General features: G+C 70.7%; 20 protein-coding genes. 12 read left to right on the plus strand and 8 right to left on the minus strand.

Annotated elements, in window-relative coordinates; all coding sequences use genetic code 11:
• The first annotated feature begins 1 nt into the window (after position 1).
• Together AVP41_RS14970 and AVP41_RS14975 are read left to right on the plus strand one after the other, a co-directional pair.
• Positions 2–886 (plus strand): carbohydrate ABC transporter permease, encoded by an 885-nt coding sequence (locus AVP41_RS14970; RefSeq protein ID WP_067166450.1) that lies wholly within the window; start codon positions 2–4, stop codon positions 884–886.
• A 19-nt stretch (positions 887–905) separates the two neighbouring features.
• Positions 906–2075 (plus strand): glycoside hydrolase family 1 protein, encoded by a 1170-nt coding sequence (locus AVP41_RS14975; protein ID WP_067166453.1) that lies wholly within the window; start codon positions 906–908, stop codon positions 2073–2075.
• On the opposite strand, the gene AVP41_RS14980 is transcribed toward AVP41_RS14975, so the two are convergent.
• The gene (locus AVP41_RS14980; protein ID WP_067166455.1) at positions 2062–3708 is read right to left on the minus strand and encodes a DHA2 family efflux MFS transporter permease subunit; all 1647 of its coding nucleotides are present in this window, start codon (positions 3706–3708) and stop codon (positions 2062–2064) included. The two genes, AVP41_RS14975 and AVP41_RS14980, sit on opposite strands and share 14 nt — an antisense overlap.
• 87 nt (positions 3709–3795) lie before the next feature.
• Here AVP41_RS14980 and AVP41_RS14985 point away from each other — a divergent pair, with 87 nt between their 5' ends.
• The 3 genes from AVP41_RS14985 (at position 3796) to AVP41_RS14995 (ending at position 6908) form a co-directional block, all read left to right on the plus strand.
• Positions 3796–4659 carry an alpha/beta hydrolase gene (locus AVP41_RS14985; RefSeq protein ID WP_067166459.1) on the plus strand — a complete coding sequence of 288 codons (864 nt, stop codon included), beginning with the start codon at positions 3796–3798 and terminating at the stop codon, positions 4657–4659.
• A 240-nt stretch (positions 4660–4899) separates the two neighbouring features.
• Positions 4900–5949: a lipoate--protein ligase family protein gene (locus tag AVP41_RS14990; RefSeq protein WP_067166462.1), complete on the plus strand. Its 1050-nt coding sequence runs from the start codon at positions 4900–4902 to the stop codon at positions 5947–5949.
• Complete coding sequence (locus tag AVP41_RS14995; protein ID WP_231902787.1) at positions 5946–6908, plus strand: DNA-methyltransferase; 963 nt, start codon at positions 5946–5948, stop codon at positions 6906–6908. Before AVP41_RS14990 ends, AVP41_RS14995 begins: the two co-directional genes overlap by 4 nt.
• A gap of 15 nt (positions 6909–6923) precedes the next feature.
• Here the strand turns inward: AVP41_RS14995 and AVP41_RS15000 are convergent, their stop codons facing one another.
• From AVP41_RS15000 to galT, 5 genes are all read right to left on the minus strand, one after another.
• The gene (locus tag AVP41_RS15000) at positions 6924–7907 is read right to left on the minus strand and encodes a phosphotransferase family protein (RefSeq protein WP_067166469.1); all 984 of its coding nucleotides are present in this window, start codon (positions 7905–7907) and stop codon (positions 6924–6926) included.
• Between the two features lie 38 nt (positions 7908–7945).
• Entirely contained in the window at positions 7946–8554 is a 609-nt protein-coding gene (locus AVP41_RS15005; RefSeq protein WP_067166474.1) for a YdcF family protein, read from the minus strand.
• 59 nt (positions 8555–8613) lie between these two features.
• Positions 8614–9450, minus strand: coding sequence for an alpha/beta fold hydrolase (locus AVP41_RS15010; protein WP_067166477.1), 837 nt, complete (start codon positions 9448–9450; stop codon positions 8614–8616).
• A 100-nt stretch (positions 9451–9550) separates the two neighbouring features.
• The gene (gene galK / locus AVP41_RS15015; RefSeq protein WP_067166481.1) at positions 9551–10747 is read right to left on the minus strand and encodes a galactokinase; all 1197 of its coding nucleotides are present in this window, start codon (positions 10745–10747) and stop codon (positions 9551–9553) included.
• Entirely contained in the window at positions 10744–11919 is a 1176-nt protein-coding gene (gene galT, locus AVP41_RS15020; RefSeq protein ID WP_067166485.1) for a galactose-1-phosphate uridylyltransferase, read from the minus strand. The genes galK and galT overlap by 4 nt, the downstream gene beginning before the upstream one ends.
• Before the next feature lie 109 nt (positions 11920–12028).
• Here galT and AVP41_RS15025 point away from each other — a divergent pair, with 109 nt between their 5' ends.
• On the plus strand, positions 12029–13003 hold the full coding sequence (locus AVP41_RS15025; RefSeq protein ID WP_231902788.1) for a LacI family DNA-binding transcriptional regulator: 975 nt from the start codon (positions 12029–12031) through the stop codon (positions 13001–13003).
• 135 nt (positions 13004–13138) lie between these two features.
• Here AVP41_RS15025 and galE read toward each other — a convergent pair whose 3' ends face one another.
• Both galE and AVP41_RS15035 read right to left on the minus strand, forming a co-directional pair.
• Complete coding sequence (gene galE, locus AVP41_RS15030; protein WP_067166491.1) at positions 13139–14116, minus strand: UDP-glucose 4-epimerase GalE; 978 nt, start codon at positions 14114–14116, stop codon at positions 13139–13141.
• Positions 14113–15246 (minus strand): LacI family DNA-binding transcriptional regulator, encoded by a 1134-nt coding sequence (locus tag AVP41_RS15035; RefSeq protein ID WP_082829285.1) that lies wholly within the window; start codon positions 15244–15246, stop codon positions 14113–14115. Before AVP41_RS15035 ends, galE begins: the two co-directional genes overlap by 4 nt.
• Before the next feature lie 152 nt (positions 15247–15398).
• Between AVP41_RS15035 and AVP41_RS15040 the strand changes: the two genes are divergently transcribed.
• The 6 genes from AVP41_RS15040 (at position 15399) to AVP41_RS15065 (ending at position 23808) form a co-directional block, all read left to right on the plus strand.
• Entirely contained in the window at positions 15399–16352 is a 954-nt protein-coding gene (locus AVP41_RS15040) for a carbohydrate ABC transporter permease (protein WP_082829286.1), read from the plus strand.
• Complete coding sequence (locus AVP41_RS15045; protein ID WP_067166495.1) at positions 16349–17290, plus strand: carbohydrate ABC transporter permease; 942 nt, start codon at positions 16349–16351, stop codon at positions 17288–17290. The genes AVP41_RS15040 and AVP41_RS15045 overlap by 4 nt, the downstream gene beginning before the upstream one ends.
• A 70-nt stretch (positions 17291–17360) precedes the next feature.
• Positions 17361–18713 (plus strand): ABC transporter substrate-binding protein, encoded by a 1353-nt coding sequence (locus AVP41_RS15050; RefSeq protein WP_067166498.1) that lies wholly within the window; start codon positions 17361–17363, stop codon positions 18711–18713.
• A 94-nt stretch (positions 18714–18807) separates the two neighbouring features.
• Positions 18808–20580, plus strand: coding sequence for a glycoside hydrolase family 35 protein (locus AVP41_RS15055; protein WP_067166501.1), 1773 nt, complete (start codon positions 18808–18810; stop codon positions 20578–20580).
• A 1-nt stretch (position 20581) separates the two neighbouring features.
• Positions 20582–22123: an arabinosylfuranosidase ArfA gene (arfA, locus tag AVP41_RS15060; RefSeq protein ID WP_082829287.1), complete on the plus strand. Its 1542-nt coding sequence runs from the start codon at positions 20582–20584 to the stop codon at positions 22121–22123.
• Between the two features lie 680 nt (positions 22124–22803).
• The gene (locus AVP41_RS15065) at positions 22804–23808 is read left to right on the plus strand and encodes a LacI family DNA-binding transcriptional regulator (RefSeq protein WP_067167206.1); all 1005 of its coding nucleotides are present in this window, start codon (positions 22804–22806) and stop codon (positions 23806–23808) included.
• Positions 23809–23900 lie beyond the last annotated feature (92 nt).

A 23900-nucleotide genomic window follows, 5' to 3' on the forward strand; every position in this document is an offset into this window, starting at 1 on the left:
CATGGCCACGATCACCCCGCCCGTCACGCCCGCCCGCGTCGATGCCCGTCCGTCGCGTCGTCGCCGACCCGTCTCGTGGTCGCGCGGTGCGACCTATCTCGCGCTGACGATCGGGCTCATCCTCACCCTCATGCCGTTCCTCTGGATGCTGCTCGGCAGTGTCAAGACGCAGGGCGAGCTGCTGCAGCGGCCCATCACGTGGTGGCCCGAACAGGCGACGCTGGACAACTACTCGCGCTGGCTCACACAGCTCGACTACGGACAGTTCCTCCTGAACTCGGTCGTCGTCGCTCTCGTGGTCGTCGCGGGCAACATCGTGTTCTGCTCGATGGTCGCCTACGCGCTCGCCAAGCTCGAGTTCCCCGGCAAGAAGGTGCTGTTCGCCCTCGTGCTCCTGACCCTCATGGTGCCCGGCGTCGTCACGCTCGTGCCGATGTTCGTCCTCGTCGCGAACATGGGGCTCGTGAACACCTATCCGGCCCTCATCCTGCCGTTCCTGGCGGGCCCGCTCGGCGTCTTCCTCATGCGGCAGTTCATCATGGGCGTGCCCGATGCCCTGCTCGAGGCGGCGCGGATCGACGGAGCAGGCGAGTTCCGCATCTTCCTCCGCGTGGTGCTGCCGCAGTGCGGTCCGGCGATCGCGACGCTTGCAATCCTCACCTTCCTGAGCTCGTGGAACAACTTCCTCTGGCCACTCGTGGTGGCCCAGACCGAGTCGATGTACACCCTTCCGGTGGCCCTCTCGCTCTACTCCGTGGGGTCCAACGGCACCTACTACGGCCTCCTCATGGCCGGGTCGGTGCTGGTGGTGACCCCCATCCTCATCCTGTTCCTCTTCCTGCAGCGCTACTTCGTGCAAGGGATCACCATGACCGGGCTCAAGTGAGCCCAGACAAGGACGATCGATGACGACTCTCGCCTTCCCCGACGGCTTCGCCTGGGGAGCAGCCACCGCCGGACACCAGATCGAGGGCGGAAACGTCAACAGCGACTGGTGGCCGCGCGAAGTGGCCGCCGACTCGCCGCTGGCAGAGCCCTCGGGAGACGCCGCCGACAGCTACCACCGCTATCGCGAGGACATCTCGCTGCTGGCGGCGTCGGGCCTGAACACCTACCGCTTCTCGCTGGAGTGGTCGCGGATCGAGCCCGCCGAGGGCATGGTCTCCCATGCCGCCCTCGACCACTATCGTCGCGTCATCGACTGCTGCCTCGAGCTCGGCGTCGATCCGGCGATCACGATCTACCACTTCACGACGCCGCAGTGGTTCGCCGTCGACGGCGGATGGCGCCACCCCGCATCGGTCGACCGCTTCGTCCGGTTCGTCGAGATCGTGCTGCCGCTCCTGCACGCCGCGTCGCACGTGTTCACGATCAACGAGCCGAACATCCTCGCGATGATCTTCGCGGGGAAGGGGAATCAGCAGATCCAGGCGGGCGCCCTTCCCGAGCCCGATCCCGTGGTCACCGAGCACGTGATCGCGGCGCACCGGCGCGCGGTCGAGCTCGTGCGGACCACCGGCCGTCCGGTGGGGTGGCCCGTCGCTCCGCAGCAGTTCTTCGCCGACCCGGGCGCCGAAGAGGTGCTGCGCGCGTATGCCTACCCTCGGGAGACCGTGTTCCTGGAGGCATCCCGCGGCGACGACTTCGTCGGGGTGCAGGCTTACACTCGCACGCGCGTCACGAAGGACGGACCGCTCCCCGCTCCGGACGACGTCGAACAGACCCTCACGGGCTGGGAGTACTACCCGCCCGCGATCGCCGAGGCCGCGCGTCTCGCGCACGACGTGACGGGGCTCCCGGTCTACGTGTCGGAGAACGGCATCGCCACCGCCGATGACGCCCGGCGCATCGACTACACCCGCGACGCGCTCCGCGCTCTCCACGCGGAGATGACGGCGGGCCTGCCGCTCATCGGCTACCTGCACTGGTCGCTGCTCGACAACTACGAGTGGGGCTCCTACACGCCGACGTTCGGGCTCATCGCCTGGGAGCGGGAGACCTTCGTCCGCCGTCCGAAGCCGAGCCTGGCGTGGCTGGGTGGAGTGGCGCGGGACAACGCCCTCAGGATCGACTGACCTCCGTCGCGCCGGGCCCGGGGGTGCTCGCTCCTCCGGGCGTTGCGGTCGCCGCGTCCGTCGCGTCGCGTCGGCGTCGCCCGAGCCCCGCGGTGGCCGCCAGGCCCACCGCGACGAACCCGGCCGCCGTGAAGGCCGACCAGCGGGTCCCCTCGGAGAACGCCTCGCGCGCCGCGGTGGCCGCTTCGGCCGTCGCGGGGTTCTGTTCCAGTCCCGAGATCGCCGCGCCCGCGCTGTCGACGACGGCACTGACGATGCCGTCGCGCTGCGCGGCGGGCACGCCCTGGTCGTCGAGCGCGGCGCCGAGCGTGCCCGCCGTCGTGGTGAAAAGCACGGTGCCGAGGATGGCGATGCCCAGCGCCGAGCCCACCTGCCGAGCGGTCGACTGGGTGCCGGATCCCTGGCCGGACTGCGACACGGGCACGTCCTGGAGGATCACGCCGGTCAGCTGGGCCGTCGCCAGCCCCACGCCGACGCCGTAGACGAAGAGCCCCGGAAGCAGCAGGCCCCATGCGGTGTCCGGACCGATCACGGCGGCCACCGCGACGATTCCCACGATCTCTGCGAGAAGACCCGCCCGCACCACCGCGACGGGGGAGACCTTGCCGCTGAGGGCTCCCGCGATCCCGCTCGCCACGAAGGAGCCTCCCGCCAGCGCGAGGAGCACGAGCCCGGTCTGGAGCGCATCGAAGCCGAGCACGAACTGCAGCCACAGCGGCAGGGCGAGGATGAGCCCGAACTCGCCGAGGGCGACCACGAGCGCGGCGAGGTTTCCGGTGCGGAACGTGGCGATGCGGAAGAGGGACAGATCGAGGAGAGTCGAGCGGCCGCGTCGGCGCCGCGCGAGGGTCCAGGCCAGGAACGCGGCCAGCGCGATCGCCGAGATCGCGAACGCGATCGGCACGGGCGAGAGCGTCCACGTCCAGGTCCACGAGCCGAACTGCGGCTCCTTCTGTGTGAGCCACCATCCGTAGGTGCGACCCTCGATGAGCCCGAAGACGAGGGTGCCGAAGAGGATCACCGACAGGGCGGAGGCGACGACGTCGACGCGGCCGTAGCCCGGTTCCTTCGATTCCGCCACCGCCCAGAGAACGCCCACCACGATGATGACGCCGAGCGGGACGTTGATGCCGAACGCCCATCGCCAGGAGAACGCCGTCGTCAGCCAACCGCCGAGGAGGGGCCCGACCGCCGCCATGCCGCCGATCGTGGATCCCCAGACGGCGAACGCGATGCCGCGTTCCCGCCCACGAAAGGTGGCGTTGAGGAGGGAGAGGGTGGTGGGGAGCATCATCGCGCCGCCGACTCCCTGCACGAGGCGCGCGCCGATGAGGAGCCCGCCGGTGGGGGCGAGTGCGGCCAGTACCGAGGCGAGCGCGAACAGGCCGACGCCGATCAGCAGCATCCGGCGGCGGCCGAAGCGGTCGCCGAGACTTCCGAACAACAGCAGCAGGGAGGCGAAGACGAGTGTGTAGGCCTCCTGCACCCATTGCACCTCGGTGGAGGTGATCCCGAGGTCATCGACGACGGCGGGGATGGCGACGTTGACGATGGTCGAGTCGACGATGATGAGTGCGACGGCGAGGCTGATGAAGACCAGTCCGAACCATCGCCGCGATGTCAGATCCCTCATGAATCGCTAGCTTATCTAGCAAAGTGTGTATTGGCGAGAGGTCACCGTCTGCCGAGCGAGCGAGGGAGGCAGCCCTAGACTCGCGACATGGCGGCTACCGAGCGCACCTTCACCGACGCATACGGCATCGACATCTCCTTCGACGTGACCCCGGCTACGGCGACGCCACGCGGTGTGGTGCAGCTTCTCCACGGCGTCGGCGAGCACGCCGGCCGTTACACCGCGCTGACCGAGGCGCTCGCCGCCGCCGGATTCACGGTCTACGCCGACGACCATCGCGGTCACGGGCGCACCGGTATGGCCCAGCACGGCGGCGACGCCACGCGACTCGGACGCCTCGGCCCGGGCGGGCTGCGTGCCGCGGTCGCCGCCTGCGCGCAGCTGACCGGGATCATCCGCGACGAGAACCCCGGCCTTCCCCTCATCCTCATCGGACACTCGTGGGGCTCGTTCCTCGCGCAGATGCTGCTCGACCGCACTCCCGAGGCCTACGACGCCGTGGTGCTGTCGGGGTCGGCCCTGCGGTGGCCCGGGTCTCTCAACTCCGGGGACCTCAACAAGCCCTGGCGGGGTGCCGGAGCCAACGGCACCGAGTGGCTCGCGAGCGATCCCGACGTGGGCACGGCGTTCCTCGCCGACCCGCTCACGACCTCGACCCCGCTGCTGCGGCTGTTCGGTCCGATCGAGGCCGCGCGCCTGTTCGGCCGTCCCCGCAAGGACCTGGGGCGTGACGTCCCGATCCTCTTGATGGTCGGCCAGCTCGACACCGTGGGCGGTCCGCGCAGCGTCCACCGCCTCGCCGACGCCTACCGCACCCGCTCGCGCCTCACCGATGTGACGACCCTCGTGTACCCGGGCGCTCGGCACGAGATCTTCAACGAGACGATGCAGGCCGAGGTCCGTGCCGATCTCCTCGCCTGGCTCGACGCACACGTCCCTTCCCGCGACTGACCCGCGCGGTCGGTGCTCGCGCGTTCTTCCGTCCGCGCAGCCGACACAACGGCGGATGCAGCGGTCGACACGCCGTGGCCGGGGAGGGGTGGCGCGGCGTGTCGGGGCGGCGGTCCGCCGTTGTGGATGCGCCGGGCGCAAGCCGGGCGCACCCAGGGCACGCGCCGAGCACAAGAAGTGCACGCGTCCGTCCCGAGTCCGGCCCGAGCCCCGGCGGGCGGCGGGTCGTAGGCTGGAGGCGTGCACGGTGAGTACAAGGTTCCCGGGGGAAAGCTCGTGGTCGTCGACCTCGAGGTGCGAGACGGCCGTATCGCCGACTTCCACCTCGCCGGGGACTTCTTCCTCGAACCCGACGATGCGCTGCTCGACATCGATCGCGCCGTCACGGGCCTCCCCGTGGAGTCCGACGTCGCCACGATCGCGGCCGCCGTACGCGCGGCCCTCCCCGACGGCGCCCAGCTGCTGGGCTTCACACCGGAAGCGGTCGGTACCGCCGTCCGGCGCGCGCTCGTGGTCGCGCCCGGATGGAGCGACTTCGACTGGCAGGTCGTCCACGACCCGGCGGTCTCGCCGCGGATGAACCTCGCCCTCGACGAAGTGCTCACCGCACGCGTCGGCGACGGTCGTCGGACACCCACGCTCCGCATCTGGGAGTGGGACGAGTCGGCCGTCGTGATCGGCTCGTTCCAGTCGTATCGCAACGAGGTCGATCCCGAGGGTGCGGCCCGCCACGGCTTCGACGTCGTCCGCCGGATCTCCGGCGGCGGGGCGATGCTCATGGGGGCGGGCTCCATCGTCACCTACTCGCTCTACGTGCCGGCCTCCCTCGTGGCGGGGATGACCTTCGCCGATTCCTACGCGTTCCTCGACGACTGGGTGCTCCACGCGCTGCGGTCGCTCGGGATCGACGCCGTCTACCAGCCGCTCAACGACATCGCCTCGCCGCAGGGGAAGATCGGCGGCGCCGCCCAGAAGCGCCTCGCCAACGGCGGGGTGCTCCACCACGCCACCCTCTCCTACGACATGGACGGCGACGTGCTCACCGACGTGCTCCGCATCGGCCGCGAGAAGCTGAGCGACAAGGGCACCGTCTCGGCGGCCAAGCGCGTCGACCCTCTGCGTCGCCAGACCGGGCTCCCGCGCGAGGCGATCATCGAGCGCTTCATCGAGACTTTCTCGACCCTCTACGGCGCCGAACCGGGCACGATCACCGCCGACGAGTACGCCGAGGCCGAGGCCCTCGTGGAGTCGAAGTTCGCCACCGACGCGTGGCTGCACCGCGTTCCGTGAATGAGGCCGCACCGGGAGCCGTCGAGATCCGGCACGGCGACAACCTCGAGATCGCCGCTCACCTTCCCGACGCCTCGTTCACCCTGATCTACCTGGATCCGCCCTTCAACACCGGCCGCACGCAGGGCAAGGCCGTCGAGAGTGCCGTCCGTGACGCGTTCACTGCTCCGGAGATCCGGGGCCCCTCGGGTGCGGGGGCCCCGGAGATCCGGGCTTCGGGTGCCGGTGACGCCGCCGATCTCCGGAGAGATGAACAGCGGCCGGCCGCGACCGCCGCGACCGGGCCGGTCAAGGCGGGCTTCCGCGGCACGAGCTACGTCCGCACGTTCGGTGAGCGGCGCGAGTACGTCGACCGGTTCGACGACTACCGGGAGTTCCTCGCACCGCGGTTGCGAGAGGCCCACCGCCTCCTCGCCGCCGACGGCACGCTCTACGTGCACCTCGACTACCGCGAGGCGCACTACGTCAAAGTGATGCTCGACGACCTGTTCGGCCGCGACTGCTTTCTCAACGAGCTGATCTGGGCCTACGACTACGGCGCCAAGAGCCGCCGGCGCTGGCCGACCAAACACGACACGATCCTCGTCTACGTGAAGGACCCCTCGGCGTACTGGTTCGACTCCGACGCCGTCGATCGCGAGCCGTACATGGCTCCGGGCCTGGTCACCCCCGAGAAGGCGGCCCGCGGAAAGCTCCCGACCGACGTGTGGTGGCACACCATCGTCCCCACGAGCGGACGGGAGAAGACGGGCTACCCGACCCAGAAGCCCGAGGGGATCCTGCGCCGGATCGTCCAGGCCTCGAGCCGCCCGGGCGATCGCGTGCTCGACCTGTTCGCCGGAAGCGGGACGACCGGTGCGGTCGCCTCGGCACTCGGACGCGAGGCCGTCCTGGTGGACAGCAACCCGGAGGCCATCGCCGTGATGCGGCGCCGGATGCCGCACGCCGTCGTCGTCTGACGCGCTCGCGCCGGGTCAGAGCCCCAGAGTGCTGAGGGAGGTGTCGGCCGTCGCGAGTTGCGCGAGCAACGCCGTCCGCAGGAACTGCTCACCGTCCCGGTCGTCGCTGCGCCCGCGCGGCACCGCCTCGACGAGCATGATCGCGGACAGATACGCCTGATAGAGCGCGAGGCGCGCGCAGACGTCGGGGGTGAACGACAGCGGCTCGGCCGCGGTCTCCGCGTATCCCTCCAAGAAGGGGAGATCGGCGGCCGGATCGGCGAACAGGCTCGTCGAGACGAGCTCTGCGAGCGGGTCGCCCCAGAACGCGCGCTCGCCGTCGATGAGCCCTTCGATCCTCGGCCCCGAGGCATCGCGCGTGATGAGCACGTTGCCGTCCCACAGGTCGAAATGCACGAGCACCGGCGTCTGCACGGCATCGAGCAGGGGCGCGGCGCGCTCGCACAGTCCGAGGATCTCGGCGGCGGGGAGGTCCACGTTCCAGATCGCGGCGTCGGCGAGGAGGGCGCGCCACATGAGGCCGAACGCATCCCGCCACGTGTCGGCGCGGAGGAGATTGTGCGATCGCTGGTAGCCGAACGTGGTGCCCGTCACCGCGCGCATGCGTCCCACGAGTCGTCCCAGCTGCCGGCGCACCTGCGCGCGCTCGGCGTCGGGAAGCTCGATCGATACGAGCGACTCGCCGGGGACGAGCGTCATCGCGAACGCCGGCCGGCCGTCGGCGACGGTCTGGGCGAGGGCCTCCGGCACGGGGAGAACGGTCGCCGTGCGGGCGTAGAAGTCGAACTCGGCGGCGATGAGGTCGCTCTCGTAGGTGAGGAGGGGGACGTCGGCGGGAGGGCCGACCTTGAGGACGGCAGCGCGGCCGTCGCGGGCCGTCGCCGCGTGGACCACGGCGAAGGTCCCGCCCTCGAACGCGGCGCCGACCTCCGCGAGATCGAGGTCGCGGCACAGCGCCTCGACGGTGGCGGGATCGAGGGGGATCTGGGTGGAGCTCATGCGGCGTGCTCCGTCGGGTCGGGCAGCATGTCCTCATGTTAGCGAGGCGCCTCGGGTGCGCTCGCGCCCGGCATCGCCTCCCGATCGCGTCGCCCCGCGATCGCGGCGGCGATCGCGTCGTAGGCGGTGAAGAGAGGCCGGAACGGACCGACCTCGAACGGACGGAAGTCCCGGGTGGGCCGCAGTCGCACGAACAGCCCGGGGTGCCTCTCCCGCAGATGACGGCGCGCGCGGCGCGCGTGGAAGGTGTTGCTCGCGATCCGGATCGTGCGGGCTGTCTCCAGCCACGGCAACGACCGCGCCAGGTTCTCCCGCGTCGTCGTCGCGGTGCGCTCGCGCACGATCCGGTCGTCGGGGATCCCGTGACCGCGCGCGAGGTCGGCCATCACGTCGGCCTCGGGCACGTCGCTGCGCACGGCGGCCCCGGTGAACACGAAGAGCGCCCCCGGCGGTGCGGAGCGGAGGGCGATGCGGGTACGCCAGCGCTGCAGGATCCCGGGAGCCCCGTCACGCCGGGGAGGGAAGCCGAGCACGAGCACGACGTCCTCGCCGCCCGGCGGTCCCGACTCGGGTCGCTCCGGGTAGTCCTGCCGGGATGCCCGCCACGACCACGCCTCGGTGACGAGCACGGCGGCCGCCCCGACCACCGCCAGCCCTGCGGCCCGGCGCCGTACCCGCCCTGGCCGGGAGCGTGTCCGCGCCGCCGTCACCCGTTCAGGAAGGCCAGCAACGCCTCGTTGACCTCGGCGCCGTGGGTCCACAGGAGCCCGTGGGGCGCTCCCTCGATCTCGACGTAGGTGGCCTCCGGGACGAGCTCGGTGAACTTCCGCCCCGTCTTGTCGATGGGGAGGATGTTGTCCGCCGTGCCGTGGAGGATCAGCGCGGGCACCGTGATCGCGGACAGGTCGCCGCGGAAGTCGGTGGGCCAGGTCAGCGGCGCGGCGGCGATCGCGGTGTTGCCGGCGCGCCGGGCCGTGGCCACCGAGGCATCCAGCGCCTCCTGCGAGATCCGCGAGCCGAGGTTGTCGTCGAGGTTGTAGAAGTCGCGGAAGAATCCCGTGAGGAAGGCGTGCCGGTCCTCCCGCACCGAGGCCGCGATGCCGTCGAAGAACTCCTGCGGGCCCGCGCCGTCGGGGTTGTCGTCGGTGATGAGCAGGAACGGCTCGAGGGAACCCAGGAAGGCGACCTTGGCGATGCGCGACGCGCCGTACCGCGACAGGTAGCGGGCGATCTCTCCCGTGCCCATCGAGAACCCGACGAGGATCGCGTCGTCGAGATCGAGGTCTTCGATCAGAGCGTGGAGGTCGGCCGCGAAGGTGTCGTAGTCGTACCCCGACCCCGCCTTCGTGGAGGCGCCGAATCCGCGCCGGTCGTACGCGATGACGCGGTAGCCGGCATCCAGGAGCGCCGCCTGCTGCTTGCCCCAGGATTCGCCGTCCAGGGGGAATCCGTGGATGAGGACGACCGGCTGCCCGGTTCCCTGATCGGTGTAGAAGAGCTCGATGTCGGCCGAGTTCTCGGTGCCGACGGTGATGTACGCCACGATGGCTCCTTCCGCGCGCGACGGTCGCCGCGCCCGTTCACGACGCTACGACCCCGCCGCGAGAGACGCCAGAGGGTGATACCCCTCGGTCAGTCGTTGTTCACGAGGCGGTCGCGCGGGCGGCGTCGCGGGCGGCGCCGGACGAAGGACGCACCGTGAACACGTGCGGCGCGGCGTACCCCGCCTCGGCGAACGCGCGCTCGACGACCGCGGTGACGTGCGGAACCAGCTCGTGAGCCACGAGCGCGATCGCGGCGCCGCCGAAGCCGCCTCCCGTCATCCGCGCGCCGATCGCGCCGGCGTTGCGGGCCGTGTCGACGGCGAGATCCAGCTCGGGCACCGAGATCTCGAAGTCGTCGCGCATGGAGACGTGGGAGGCATCGAGCAGGCCTCCGATCGAGCGCGGACCCTGCGCGCGCAGGGAGGCCACGGCGTCCAGGACCCGCTGGTTCTCGGTGACCACGTGGCGCACGCGGCGGAAGGTGACGTCGTCCATCAGCGTCTTGGCGCGCGGGAGGTCGGTGACGGCGAGGTCGCGGAGCGCCCGCACACCCATGATCTCCGCGCCGCGCTCGCATGCGGCCCGGCGCTCGCCGTAGCCGCCCGTCGAGTGCGCGTGGGTGACGCGAGTGTCCATGACGAGCAGGTCCAGACCCGCGTCGGAGAAGCCGAGGTGCACGATCTCGGTGTCCAGCGAGCGGCAGTCGAGAAAGACCCCGGCATCGGGCTCGCCGAGCATCGACGCCATCTGGTCCATGATCCCGGTGGGTGCTCCCACCGCGTCGTTCTCGGCGCGGCGGCCCACCCGAGCCAGGGCGACACGGTCGAGCCCGAGCCCCCACACCTCGTCGAGGGCGACGGCGGTCGCGCCTTCGATCGCGGCGGAGGACGACAGTCCCGCCCCCACCGGAACGTCGGAGGCGATCGCGAGATCGACGCCCACGACGGCGGTGCCGGTCTCCCGCGCGCTCTCCAGGAGCGCCCACGCGACGCCGAGGGGGTAGCGGGCCCACTCGATGATCTCGTCGCGGCGAGCGGGGAAGAGCTCGGACAGGGCGGACAGCTCGACCTCGACGGGCGTGGGGTCGAAGCTCGACACGACGCGGATCCGGCGGTCGTCGCGGGGTGCGAGCGCGAGGTGCGTGCGGTGCTCGATCGCGAAGGGGAAGACGAATCCGTCGTTGTAGTCGGTGTGCTCGCCGATCAGGTTGACCCGTCCGGGGGCCGACCAGGTGCCCGCCGCGGGTGCGTCGGTGAGGGTCCGGAGAAGGGAGAGGGCGGTGTCGGCGGCGGTCACAGGTCGATTCCTTCGATAGCGGTGCGGAGGCGTTCGGCGGCCGTCTCGGGCGGGACGTCGCCGATCCAGGCGCCCATGGCGGACTCCGAGCCGGCGAGGAACTTCAGCTTGTCGGCGGCTCGGCGGGGGCTCGTGAGCTGGAGGTGCAGGCGCACGGTGTCGCGTCCGACGTGGACGGGAGCCTGGTGCCACGCGGCGATGTACGGGGTGGGCGATTCGTACAGGGCATCCACGCCTCGGAGGAGCCGGAGATACAGCGGCGCCAGCTCGTCGCGTTCGGCCGCATCCAGTTCTGCGAAGTCGGCGACCTGCCGGTGGGGCATCAGGTGGATCTCGATCGGCCAGCGCGCAGCGAACGGGACGAAGGCGGTCCAGTGCTCGCCGCGCAGGAGCACGCGCGGGCCGGCCTGCTCGAAGGCGAGGATGCGGTCGAACAGGTCGGGGCTCGTCCGGTCGATCGAGTCGAGCAACCGGGTCGTCCGCGGCGTGATGTACGGGTAGGAGTAGATCTGACCGTGCGGGTGGTGCAGCGTCACTCCGATCGCCTCGCCGCGGTTCTCGAACGGGAAGACCTGCTGCACGCCGGGCAGCGCCGACAGCGCGGCCGTGCGATCGGCCCACGCCTCGATGACGGTGCGGGCACGCGTGGCCGAGAGACTGCCGAACGATCCCGAGTGCTCGGGGGAGAAGCACACCACTTCGCAGCGACCGACGCTCGTCCGCGTCCGACCGAGACCGAGGAACGCGAGGTCATCGAGGCCGCGGGGAGGATCGGCGGCCTCGGGGGCATCGCCGGTCGCCTCGGCGAGGGCGGGACCGAAGGAGGGCGACTTGTTCTCGAACACCGCGACGTCGTACATCGCGGGGATCTCGGACGGATTGGTCGGGCTCTGCGGGGCGAGGGGGTCGAGCTCCGCGGGAGGGAGGAAGGCACGGTTCTGGCGGGCTGCGGCCACCGACACCCAGTCGCCGGTGAGGATGTCCTGGCGCATCGTGGCCGTCGCCGGACGTGGATCGAGCTCGCGGGCGTCGACGGCGCGCTCGGCGCCGAGGGTGGTGCCGGGGTCGTCGTAGTAGATGAGCTCGCGGCCGTCGGCAAGGTGCGTGCGGCGCTTCACCACGCCGGCTCCGAGGGGCTCGGCGGGCGGGGTGTCTGTGCGCAACTCCGGCATGTTCACGATAACACGGTAGCGAGATCGCGTGTTATCGTCAACACGACATGAATTGCCGGAGTTCTGCATGCGAGAGCGACGGCGTTCCGGACCGCCAGGAGGCGAACCGATGCACCGACGAGTATCGATGGGCGATGTCGCCGCCGCGGCCGGGGTCTCCGCCCAGACCGTCTCGCGCGTCGTCAACGCCAGCGCTCGCGTCGACCCCGACACGCGCCGCCGCGTCGAGGAGGCGATGGCGAGTCTCGGGTACCAGGTCAACCGCACCGCGCGGGCGCTGCGCACCGGACGCTTCCACACGATCGGCGTCGTCGTGGCCACCCTCGCCACCGTCGGCAACTCCCGCATGCTGGAGGGGGTCGCCGGTTCCGCGTCCGCGCGGGGGTACGGGCTGACGGTCGTCAAGCTCTCCGACCGTGCCGCGATCGACGATGCGTTCGCCCATCTGCAGGAGCAGGGAGTCGACGGGGCCATCGTCGTCAACGAAGCCACCGCGATCGCACGCGGGTCGGAGGCGCCCCACGGTATGAAGATCGTCGCGGTCGACTCCCCGCTTCCCGCGCCCTTCGCGACCGTCCAGTCCGACCACGCCGGCGGAGCCGCCGCCGCGACCTCGCATCTCCTGTCCCGCGGGCACGCACGCGTGCACCACCTGGCGGGCCCGGAGACCTCGTTCGCCGCCGCGGAGCGTCAGCGCGGCTGGGTGGAGGCGCTCGCCGATGCCGGAGTCGCACGCCCGGAGGTGGCCCGTGGCGACTGGAGCGCCGCCTCCGGGTACGCCGCCGGAGCGGCCTGGGCGACCGATCCCGCCGTGACGGCCGTCTTCGCGGCGAACGACCAGATGGCGCTCGGGCTGATCCGTGCCCTGTCGGAGGCCGGACGCTCGGTGGGATCCGACGTGCACGTGATCGGCTTCGACGACGTGGCCGATGCGGCGGAGTTCCTTCCCCCGCTCACCACCGTCCGGCAGGACTTCGACGCGCTCGGCGAGGCCGCCGTCGAGGCGCTCGTCGCATCGATCGACGGTGCCGACCCGCAGCACGTGGTGCTGCCCACCCGGCTCATCCGTCGCGCCTCGGCCTGACCCGTCCGGCCTCCCGGCCTCCCGTCCCTGCCCTCTCCCGAGAGCACATGCTCACGTCGAGCGCACACCTTATGGGCGCGAGTCGGATGTGCGCTCGGTGAGAGCATGTGCTCTCACCGGTACGGGCGGGCGGGGTCAGGAGGCGGCGCGGCGGGCGTCCCAGCCGGAGCGGACCATCTCGTCGACGGAGTACCGGTTCTGCCACTGCAGGTCGCGCGCGGCGAGCTCGCCCGTCGCGACGATGCGGTCGGGGTCGCCGGGCCGGCGAGGGGCGACCTCGGGGGTGAAGTCGATGCCGGTCACACGCGCCATCGCATCCATGATCTGCCGCACCGACAGGCCGTTCTGCGAGCCGAGGTTGTACGCCGGTTCCACCGGTTCCCCGGCCTCCAGGCGCTGGGCGGCGACGACGTGGGCGGCGGCGATGTCGCCCACGTGGACGTAGTCGCGGACGTTCGTGCCGTCGGGAGTGCCGTAATCGTCGCCGAAGATCTTGGGGGTCCGCCCCTCGATGAGCGCCTCGAACACGAGCGGGAAGAGGTTGTGCGGGCTCGTGTCGTAGACCGACGGGTCGCTCGAGCCGACGACGTTGAAGTAGCGCAACGACGTGTGACGCAGCGGCGCATCGGAATCCGCCGTCGCACGGGCCTGATCGCGCAGCAGCCATTCGCCGATGAGCTTGGACTCGCCGTAGGGCGAGGCGGGGGCCTTGGGCAGGTCTTCCGTGACGAGCTCGACATCGGGGGTGCCGTACACGGCGGCGCTGGAGGAGAAGACGATCCGGGACGCGCCGTGCTCCGCCATCGCGGCGAGCACGACGCGAGTGCCCTCGACGTTCTGCTCATACGTGTGCAGGGGCCGCTGCACCGAGACGCCCGCGTACTTGAATCCCGCGACGTGGATGACGCCCCGCACGGCGTGGGCGCGCATCGTCTCGACGAGGAGGCCGTGGTCGAGGATCGACCCGCGCACGAACGGCACTCCGGCGGGAACGAAGCCCTCCCGGCCGCTGGAGAGGTCGTCGACGACGACGGGATCGAGCCCCGCTTCGGCCAGGGCTCGCACGACGTGCGCTCCGATGTATCCGGCGCCACCGGTGACGAGCCAGCTCATGAGTCCTCCTGGACGTTCGTGGCCGCCGCGGGGGTGGCCGGATGGGAAAGCGATGGGCTCTGCGGCACCGTCGCGGGCGCCGGAGCGGCGTGCGGACCTCGATACGCGGCGGTGGAGGAGCGCACGACGAGATGCGTGCCGATCTTGCGCACGCCCGGTTCGAGCGTCCGCCCCTCGATCTGCTCGACGACGAGTGACACCGCCAGGGAGCCCGCGTCTTCGAAGTTCTGGTGCACGGTCGTCAGCGGGGGCCAGAAGTGCGCGGCCTCGTGCATGTCGTCGAACCCGACGATGCTGACGTCCTCCGGCACACGGAGTCCGCGCTCGTGCAGCGCGCGCATGGCGCCGAGGGCCATCTGATCGTTCCCCACGAAGATCGCGGTCGCCTCCGGGACCTCGGCCAGCTGCATCCCGGCGCGGTATCCGGCGTCGGCGGTCCAGTCGCCGTAGATCGGCTCGTGGACGGCGCGCCCCTCCGCGCGCAGCACGTCGCGCCAGGTCTCGGCGCGCTCGCGGGCGGAGTTGGACTCGGCGGGCCCGGCGACGTGCCACACCGTGGGGTGCCCGAGCTCGAGCAGGTGCCGGACGGCCTGCTCGGTACCCTGCGCCTGATCGGCGTTGACGGACGGACGGTCGGCGCGCGCGCCGGAGGCGACGATCACGTGCGGGATGCCCTCGGGGAACCGGAGCGACGTGCGGGAGATCAGGTGTGACTCGATCACCACGATGATCCCGTCGACCGCGTCCTGGCTGAGCCGAGACAGCGCGGTGGTCACCGGGACCTCCGCGGTGAGGTCGCCGATCGTCGGCTCGACCTGGATCAGCTCGAGCGCGTAGTCCCGCCGGGCGGCCTCGGCCCCGAGACCCGCGAGCGTGCGGATGTTGCCGAGCATCCCGAGGCTGAACACCACGACGCCGATCGATCCGAAGGCGCCCCGGCGAAGGGCGCGCGCCGCGACGTTCGGCCGGTAGCCGAGCTCGTCCATGGCCGCGAGGACCTTCCGCCGGGTGGCGTCGGCGACGTTCGGCACGTTGTTGGCGACCCGCGACACCGTCTGCCCCGACACGCCGGCGCGCTGCGCCACCTCGCGCAGCGAGACGGACCTCGGGTGATCGTTCGCGAGGGTCATCAAGGTCACTCTATGCCTTCGGGCAGGTCGGGGGTTGACAGATGTTGACGTCAACATGCTACTCTCGCCGCAGTCGATGTTGACGTAAACATCGCGAACCGTGCGGCACGGCCGCCCACACCCCGACCACGACGAAGAGGACGCAGACGAGGATGTCGACCATCGCTCCCGCGGCACCGCCGCCCGCTGCCGCCGCAGCGCCCCGCGAGAAGTCGCGGCGCCGGCGCGGCATGCGCACCACCACCCGTCAGTGGGCGGGGCTCGGCTTCGTCGCCCCCTTCCTCATCGTCTTCGCGCTGACCTTCCTCGCGCCGGTCGCCTACTCGATCTACCTCAGCCTGTTCCGCAACAAGCTGGTGGGCGGCAACTCGTTCGTCGGGATCGACAACTACCTGCAGGCCTTCACCGACCCGAAGTTCCTCGAAGGGGCTCTGCGGGTCTCGCTGTTCCTCGCCGTGCAGGTGCCGATCATGCTCGCCCTCGCCCTCGTCGCGGCCCTCGCGATCGACTCGCGGCGACTGGCCGGATCGTCCCTGTTCCGCATCGGACTGTTCCTTCCCTACGCGGTCCCCGGCGTCGTCGCCGTGCTCATGTGGGGGTTCATGTACTCCGAGCGCATGGGACTCGCGGGGAACATCAACGACTTCCTCGGCTTCGACCTCGTCACCCCGTTCACGCAGCAGTGGATCCTCGTGGCCATCGGGAACATCGTCACGTGGGAGTTCGTGGGCTACAACATGCTCATCTTCTACTCGGCGCTGCGGTCGATCCCGGGTGACATCTACGAGGCGGCCGCCCTCGACGGCGCCGGCCAGTTCCGGATCATGTGGAGCATCAAGCTCCCGGCGCTGCGCGGAGCCATCGTCATCGCCACGATCTTCTCCATCATCGGCAGCTTCCAGCTCTTCAACGAGCCCAACATCCTGCGTCCGCTCGCCCAGAGCATCATCACGACGTACTTCACGCCCAACATGTACGCGTACAACCTCAGCTTCTTCGGCCAGCAGGTCAACTACGCCGCCACCGTCGCGATCGTCATGGGCGTCGTCACCGCCGTGATCGCCTACGTCGTGCAGTTGCGCGGCAACCGTCAGGAGCTGCGATGACCACCACCGCCGCCGTCACCACTGCCCCCGCCGCGAAGCGCCGCCCGTCGCGCCGCGCGGCTCGCCGCCTCGACCGCTCCGGCGGCACGGTGGACAACCCGCGCAAGTCGCTCACGCTGACGATCGTGATGAGCCTCTTCCTCGTCTACTCATTCCTGCCGCTGGCCTGGCTCATCATCAGCTCCACCAAGACGCAGAACGCCCTCATCGGCTCGTTCGGCCTGTGGTTCTCGGGCCCCTTCGCGTTCTTCGACAACGTCGCCCAGACCCTCACCTACAACGACGGCATCTTCGTCCGCTGGCTCGGCAACACCCTGCTCTACGTCGTGGCCGGTGCGGGCGGAGCGACGATCCTGGCGACTCTGGCCGGATACGGACTGGCGAAGTTCACGTTCCCCGGCAAGAAGGCGATCTTCGCGGTCGTCCTCGGGGCGATCGCCGTCCCGGGCACCGCCCTCGCCGTGCCGACCTTCCTCATGTTCAGCCAGATGGGCCTCACCAACACCATCTGGGCGATCATCATCCCCTCCCTCATCTCGCCCTTCGGGCTGTACCTCATCTGGGTCTACGCGGTCGACTCCGTCCCCACCGAGCTCCTCGAGGCGGCGCGTGTGGACGGAGCGGGGGAGCTGCGCACCTTCTTCACGATCTCCATCAAGCTCCTCGCCCCCGGGATCGTCACCGTCGCGATGTTCGCGATCGTGGCCACCTGGAACAACTACTTCCTCCCGTTGATCATGCTCAACGACCCCGACCTGTTCCCGCTGACGATCGGTCTGCAGCTGTGGAACCAGCAGGCGACGGGGGTCGGATCCGACCCGATCTTCAACCTCGTGGTCACGGGAGCACTTCTCACGATCGTCCCGATCGTGATCGCGTTCCTCCTGCTGCAGCGGTTCTGGCAGTCGGGGCTGAGCGCGGGAAGCGTCAAGCAGTAGGGGACTGCTGACCGTCGAACCACCCCTCCCCACGATCCGACTCCGACGAAGCGGAAGGACACACACAGCAATGACAAAGCGCACACTGATCCGGGGGATCGCCACCGGCGCGGCCGCCCTGCTCATCGGAGCGGGCCTTGCCGCCTGCTCCACCGGCGACACCGGCAACGGCAACAACGCCGATCCGGGAAGCGCCGACGCGATCGAGAAGGCCCTCCAGGAGGGTGGCGAGCTCACGTACTGGACCTGGACGCCCTCTGCCGAGGCGCAGGTCAAGGCGTTCCGGAAGGCCTATCCCAAGGTCAAGGTGACGGTCGTGAACACCGGCAGCGCCAACGACAACAACCTCAAGCTGCAGAACGCGATCGCCGCCGGCTCCGGCGCGCCCGACGTCGTGCAGGTCGAGTACCAGTCGCTGCCGCAGTTCATCCTCTCCGAGTCGCTCCTCGACCTCAGCGCCTACGGTTTCGGCGACCTCAAGGACCTCTACACCCCCGGCCCGTGGGGCGCCGTCGCCCAGCAGGGCGGCATCTGGGGTCTGCCGCAGGACTCCGGCCCCATGGCGCTGTTCTACAACAAGCGCGTATTCGACGAGTTCGACCTCGACGTGCCGACCACGTGGGACGAGTACATCGAGGCGGGGCGGAAGCTCCACGCCGCCGACCCGGACTACTACATCACCAACGACGCCGGCGTCGACGCCGGATTCGGCACCTCGATGATCTGGCAGGCCGGCGGTCGCCCCTTCTCCGCCGACGGCGAGAAGGTCACCGTCAACCTCGCCGACGAGGGCACGCTCAAGTGGGCGACCACGTGGGACACGCTGGTCGACGAGGGCCTCATGAGCCAGATCCCGGGCTGGACCGACGAGTGGTTCCAGGGCCTCGCCAACGGCAAGATCGCGACCCTGCCGATCGGCGCGTGGATGCCCGGCGTGCTCGAGTCCGGTGCCGCCGACGGCGCCGGCGACTGGCGCGTCGCTCCGATGCCCACCTACGACGGCGGCGCCGCGGTCACCGCGGAGAACGGCGGAAGCTCGGAAGCGGTCACCAAGCAGTCCAAGAACCCGGCGCTGGCCGCCGGCTTCCTCAAGTGGCTGAACTCGTCGGAGGAGTCGATCGACGTCTTCCTCGCCAGCGGCGGATTCCCGGCGACGGTCGCCGAGCTCGACTCGGATGAGTTCCTGAACTACGAGTCCGACTACTTCGGCGGTCAGAAGATCAACGAGGTGCTGGTGAGCGCGGCGAAGTCGGTGAGCACCGGCTGGCAGTACCTCCCGTGGCAGTCCTACGCCAACAGCATCTACGGCGACACGGTCGGAAAGGCGTACCTCAACAAGACGCCGATCGCCGACGGCCTCAAGGCCTGGCAGGACCAGAACGTGTCCTACGGCAAGGAGCAGGGCTTCACGATCAGCGAGTGATCCCTCCACGCGGGCGGCCGAGCGTCGACTCGGCCGCCCGCGTGCGTCCGCCCCCGCCATCTGCTCGCCCATCCTTCCCGCTTTGGAGACACCCATGACCGCCCGGACCTTCGAGATCGGAGAGCGGGACTTCCTGCTCGACGGCGCCCCGCACCGCGTGATCTCGGGAGCCCTCCACTACTTCCGCGTGCACCCCGATCAGTGGCGCGAGCGCATCCGCTGGGGCCGGATGATGGGCCTGAACACGATCGAGACCTACGTCGCCTGGAACGAGCACTCCCCGGAGCCGGGCGTCGCGGGAGCCCCCGCCCGCTTCGACACCGAAGGACGCCTGGATCTGGCGCGGTTCCTGCGCGAGGTGCAGGACGAGGGCATGCACGCCATCGTCCGCCCGGGCCCGTACATCTGCGCGGAGTTCGACGGCGGCGGACTGCCGGCCTGGCTCTTCCGCGATCCCGAGGTGGGCATCCGGAGCCTCGAGCCCCGGTTCCTCGCCGCCGTCTCCGACTACCTGCGATCGGTCATGGAGATCGTCGCTCCGCTTCAGATCGACCGCGGCGGGCCTGTGATCCTGCTGCAGGTCGAGAACGAGTACGGCGCCTACGGCTCCGACCACGACTACCTGCGCGCGCTCACCGACCTCTTCCGCGACGGCGGCGCCACCGTCCCCCTCACCACCGTCGACCAGCCCGTGCCCGAGATGCTGGCCGCCGGCACCCTCCCCGACCTCCACGCCACCGGGTCGTTCGGCTCCCGCGCGACCGAGCGCCTCGCCGCTCTCCGCGCCCAGCAGCCGACGGGTCCCCTCATGTGCAGTGAGTTCTGGTGCGGGTGGTTCGACCATTGGGGTGCGCACCACCACACGACTGATGCCGCGGACTCCGCCCGCGAGCTGGACGCGCTGCTGGCTGCGGGGGCATCGGTGAACATCTACATGCTCCACGGCGGCACGAACTTCGGCCTCACCAACGGCGCCAACGACAAGGGCGTCTATCAGCCCACCGTCACCAGTTACGACTACGACGCCCCGCTCGACGAGGCGGGCCGGCCCACCGAGAAGTTCTGGGCCTTCCGCGACGTCATCTCCCGCTACGCGCCGGTGCCCGATCTCGTGCGCGAGCCGGTGGGTCCGCTCCCGGTTCCCGCGCCGGCACCGCTGCGGTACGCGGGCTCGCTCGACGACCTGGTGCCGGAGACCGGTGCCGGGGAGTGGGCCGACCTCCCCACGATGGATGCCGCCGGGATCTGGCGCGGCCTCGCGCGCTACCGCGTGAGTCTCGATCGCGGCGACGCCCCCGTGGTCCTGCGCTTCGCCGAGGTGCGCGATCGCGCGTGGGTGCGCCTCGACGGCCTTCCGGTGGCCACGCTCGCGCGCGAGCTGCACGAGAACGCCGTGACCCTTCCGCGGGGCACGGGCGTGCTCGACATCCTCGTCGAAGACGAAGGCCGGGTGAACTACGGGGAGCGGATCGGCGAGCCGAAGGGTCTCATCGGTCCCGCGACGATCGAGGGCGTGCCGGTCACCGGCTGGCGAGTCTCGCGTGTGCCCCTCGAGGATCTCCCCACGGTCGCCGCCCTCCCCGCTGCGGAGATCGGTCTCGGCGCCGGCGTGTGGCGCGCGACGGTCGACCTCGACGCGCCGGCCGACCTCGCCCTGTCCACCGAGGGTCTCGGAAAGGGGCTCGCGTGGTTCGGCGAGTTCTTCCTCGGCCGCTACTGGCGCAAGGGGCCGCAGCAGACCCTGTTTGTCCCGGCCCCCGCCACCCGGGCCGGGAGCAACGTCCTCACTATCGTCGAGTTCGAGTCGATGGCGTCCGAGGCCGCCGCCTTCGTCCCCGATCTCCGCCTCGGTCACACGGAGCACTGAGATGACCCCTCCCGCGTCCCACCCCGCGCCCGGCCGGATCGGCCCGGCTGACAGCTCATTCCCGCTCGACCGTCGCGTGTTCGGCGGGTTCGTCGAGCACCTCGGCCGGCACATCTACGACGGGATCCACGAGCCCGGGCACCCGTCCGCCGACGCGCGCGGCTTCCGCGGCGACGTGATCGAGCTCGTCCGGGAGCTCGGCGTGTCCACCATCCGCTACCCGGGAGGGAACTTCGTCTCCGGGTATCGCTGGGAAGACGGCGTCGGCCCCGTGGCGGAGCGTCCGCGTCGCCTCGATCTGGCCTGGCACTCCACCGAGACGAACGAGGTGGGCCTGCACGAGTTCTCGCACTGGCTGGATCAGGTGGGATCGGAGCTCATGCTCGCCGTCAACCTCGGCACGCGGGGGACCGCCGAGGCGCTCGACCTGCTCGAGTACGCCAACGGCGCGGTCGACACGGAGTGGGTGCGCCGCCGCGCCGCCCACGGCCGTGCCGAGCCCTTCGGCGTGACGATGTGGTGCCTCGGCAACGAGATGGATGGCTGGTGGCAGCTCGGGGCCCGCAGTGCCGCCGAGTACGGGGCGCTGGCGGCGCGGACGGCGCGCGCGATGCGCCGGTTCGATCCCCACCTGCAGCTCGTGGTGTGCGGCTCGTCGGCCCGGTCGATGCCGACGTTCGGCGAGTGGGAGCGGGAGGTGCTGAGCCACACCTTCGACGACGTCGACTTCATCTCGTGCCACGCCTACTACGAGGAGCGCGACGGCGATGCCCAGGAGTTCCTGGCCTCCGCGGTGGACATGGACCTCTTCATCCGCCAGGTCGTCGAGATCGCCGATGAGGTGGCGGCTGCCCGTGGCAGCGACAAGCGGATCATGATCTCGTTCGACGAGTGGAACGTCTGGTACCAGTCGCGGTGGAACGCGATCGAGGGAACGCAGCCGCTCGGCGAGTGGCCCGTCGCGCCGCGTCTGCTGGAGGACGTCTACACCGTGCAGGATGCGGTGGTCGTCGGCGACCTCCTCATCACCCTCCTTCAGCACGCCGACCGCGTCGCGTCGGCGTCGCTGGCGCAGCTGGTGAACGTGATCGGGCCGATCATGACCGAGCCGGGTGGGCCGGCCTGGCGTCAGACGACGTTCTTCCCGTTCTCCCTCACCTCTCGGCTGGCCGGGGCACGCGTGCTCCCCGTCGCGGTGGAGACGTCGACGTTCCGCAGCTCTCGCTTTGGCGAGGTGCCCACCGTCAACGCCGTCGCGACCGTCGACGACGGAGGGCTGTCGCTCTTCCTCGTGAACCGGTCGCTGGAGGAGTCCGCCGAGGTGCGGATCGACGTGGCGGGCCACGGCGCCGGGTTCGACGTCGCCGAGAGCCACCTCCTGCACGAGGCCGATCGCTACGCCGTCAACACGCTCGACGATCCCGATCGCGTCCGGCCCCGCCCCTTCGACGGCGTGGCGATCGACGGCGGCGTGCTCTCGGCGACCCTCCCGCCCGTGTCGTGGGCGGCCGTGCGCCTCACCCCGCGCCCCGTCGGGGGCTGATCCCAGCCCTCCCGGCCCTCCCCGCCCGGGGCCCCGGCCCGGGGTCCGGGCCCGGGGTCCGGGCCCGGGGTCCGGCCTCTCCCGGTCCAAAAGCAGGCTGAGACTCGGCTTCTGCCGGCTCGGTGGCCCCGCCACCCCGTTCCGCCTGCTTTTCGCACGGGATCCGCGGCTCGCCCGCGGGTGCGGCCCGCGCGTCCGGTCCGGGGCTCCGGCCACCGGTCCGGCCCGGTGGTCCGGCCTTTCCCGATCCAAAAGCAGGCTGAGACGGGCCTTCTGCCGTCTTGGTGGCCCCGCCACCCCGTTCCGCCTGCTCTTCGCACGGGGTTCGCGGCTCATCCGCGGGCGCGGCCCGCACGTCCGGTCCGGGGCCCCGGCCACCGGTCCGGTCCGGTCCGGGGGGCCGGCCACCGGTCCGGCCTCTCCCGGCCCAAAAGCAGGCTGAGCCGGGTCTTCTGCCGGCTCGGGAGCCTTGCCGCCCCGTTCCGCCTGCTTTTGGCACGGGATCCGCGGCTCACCCGATGGCGTCCCGCCGAACCGGAGACGGACGGCCCGCACGGCGAATCGGCGGAATCCCGCGGCCTGCGATGGGGTCCTCGCCGGCTGACGCGGCGCAAGCATCTGCGCGAGGTAGAGTGCGGTGACCTCGGCGAAGCGGTTCGACGAGAGAGGGCGAGGTGGGCGTGGTCACCATCGGAGATGTGGCGCGTGCCGCCGGTGTGTCCCGGAGCACGGTGTCCTACGCCCTGTCGGGCAAGCGGACGATCTCGGCCGAGACGCGCGACCGCATCGCGAAGGCCGTGACCGACCTCGGTTTCACCCCCAATGCCGGTGCGCGCGCGCTCGCGACGTCGCAGACGATGGTCATCGGCCTCCTCGTGCAGTTCCTCCGCGACGAGTTTCCGCCCGCCATGATGCAGTACGTGCTGCCGATCTCCGACGCCGCCCGAGAGGCCGGCTACGACATCCTGATGGTCACGGAGGAGGACGGCCCGCGGGCGCTGCAGCGCATCACCGACTCGGACATGGTGGACGGGGTGATCCTGCTCAACGTGGGGCACGAGGATCCGCGTCTGGAGGTGCTGCGCGCCGCGCGTCAGCCCGGTGCGCTGGTCGGCCTGCCACGAGACACCGAGGGCCTCGACGTGTTCGACCTCGACTTCGCCGCCTCGGCGCGGATGGTGATCGATCACCTTCACGAGCTCGGCCACCGCGAGGTCATCCTCGTCTCGCCCCCCGTGCACGTCATCGCGCGCGGCGGTGCGTACGTGTGGCGCTTCCGCGACGCTGCGCTCGAGCGTGCGGGGCACTGGGGTATGGTCCTCCGCGCCGCTTACGGCGAAGCGCAGCAACCAGCGGTCTCCGACCGGCTTCACGCGATCCTCGACGAGAGCCCCGCTGCCACGGCCGTCGTGATCCACAACGACGCGATGATCGCCGCGTTGCCGTCGGTCCTCGCGGCTCGCGGTGTGCAGGTGCCCCGCGACCTTTCGGTGGTCGGCGTGTATTCGGAGGAGTTCGGACGCCTGTTCTCCCTCCCGTACACGGCGGTCGAGACCTCGCCCGACGCGCTCGGGCGCTCCGCCGTGCAGGCGCTGGTGCGGCGGATGGCGCGTTCGGGGGAGCCGGTCGCTCCCGCCGTCACGTTCCTGGCCCCGACGCTGACCGATCGCGGCAGCACAGCCTGACCTTCGTGGCCCGCGACCGGGCGGAGGGGATTGTGCTCCGGAGATCGTCCGTGCTTGAATGCAGTCGAACCGGTTCGACGATGAACGGCGCC

Source organism: Microbacterium sp. TNHR37B (genome assembly GCF_001620065.1).
Lineage (GTDB): Bacteria > Actinomycetota > Actinomycetes > Actinomycetales > Microbacteriaceae > Microbacterium.

Bases quoted from the DNA above. Each gene is read 5' to 3' on its own strand.
- AVP41_RS14970 (WP_067166450.1), top strand. From the start codon at position 2: ATGGCCACGATCACCCCGCCCGTCACGCCCGCCCGCGTCGATGCCCGT.
- AVP41_RS14975 (WP_067166453.1), top strand. From the start codon at position 906: ATGACGACTCTCGCCTTCCCCGACGGCTTCGCCTGGGGAGCAGCCACC.
- AVP41_RS14980 (WP_067166455.1), bottom strand. From the start codon at position 3,708: ATGAGGGATCTGACATCGCGGCGATGGTTCGGACTGGTCTTCATCAGC.
- AVP41_RS14985 (WP_067166459.1), top strand. From the start codon at position 3,796: ATGGCGGCTACCGAGCGCACCTTCACCGACGCATACGGCATCGACATC.
- AVP41_RS15000 (WP_067166469.1), bottom strand. From the start codon at position 7,907: ATGAGCTCCACCCAGATCCCCCTCGATCCCGCCACCGTCGAGGCGCTG.
- galT (WP_067166485.1), bottom strand. From the start codon at position 11,919: ATGCCGGAGTTGCGCACAGACACCCCGCCCGCCGAGCCCCTCGGAGCC.
- AVP41_RS15025 (WP_231902788.1), top strand. From the start codon at position 12,029: ATGCACCGACGAGTATCGATGGGCGATGTCGCCGCCGCGGCCGGGGTC.
- galE (WP_067166491.1), bottom strand. From the start codon at position 14,116: ATGAGCTGGCTCGTCACCGGTGGCGCCGGATACATCGGAGCGCACGTC.
- AVP41_RS15035 (WP_082829285.1), bottom strand. From the start codon at position 15,246: ATGACCCTCGCGAACGATCACCCGAGGTCCGTCTCGCTGCGCGAGGTG.
- AVP41_RS15040 (WP_082829286.1), top strand. From the start codon at position 15,399: ATGTCGACCATCGCTCCCGCGGCACCGCCGCCCGCTGCCGCCGCAGCG.
- AVP41_RS15045 (WP_067166495.1), top strand. From the start codon at position 16,349: ATGACCACCACCGCCGCCGTCACCACTGCCCCCGCCGCGAAGCGCCGC.
- AVP41_RS15050 (WP_067166498.1), top strand. From the start codon at position 17,361: ATGACAAAGCGCACACTGATCCGGGGGATCGCCACCGGCGCGGCCGCC.
- AVP41_RS15055 (WP_067166501.1), top strand. From the start codon at position 18,808: ATGACCGCCCGGACCTTCGAGATCGGAGAGCGGGACTTCCTGCTCGAC.
- arfA (WP_082829287.1), top strand. From the start codon at position 20,582: ATGACCCCTCCCGCGTCCCACCCCGCGCCCGGCCGGATCGGCCCGGCT.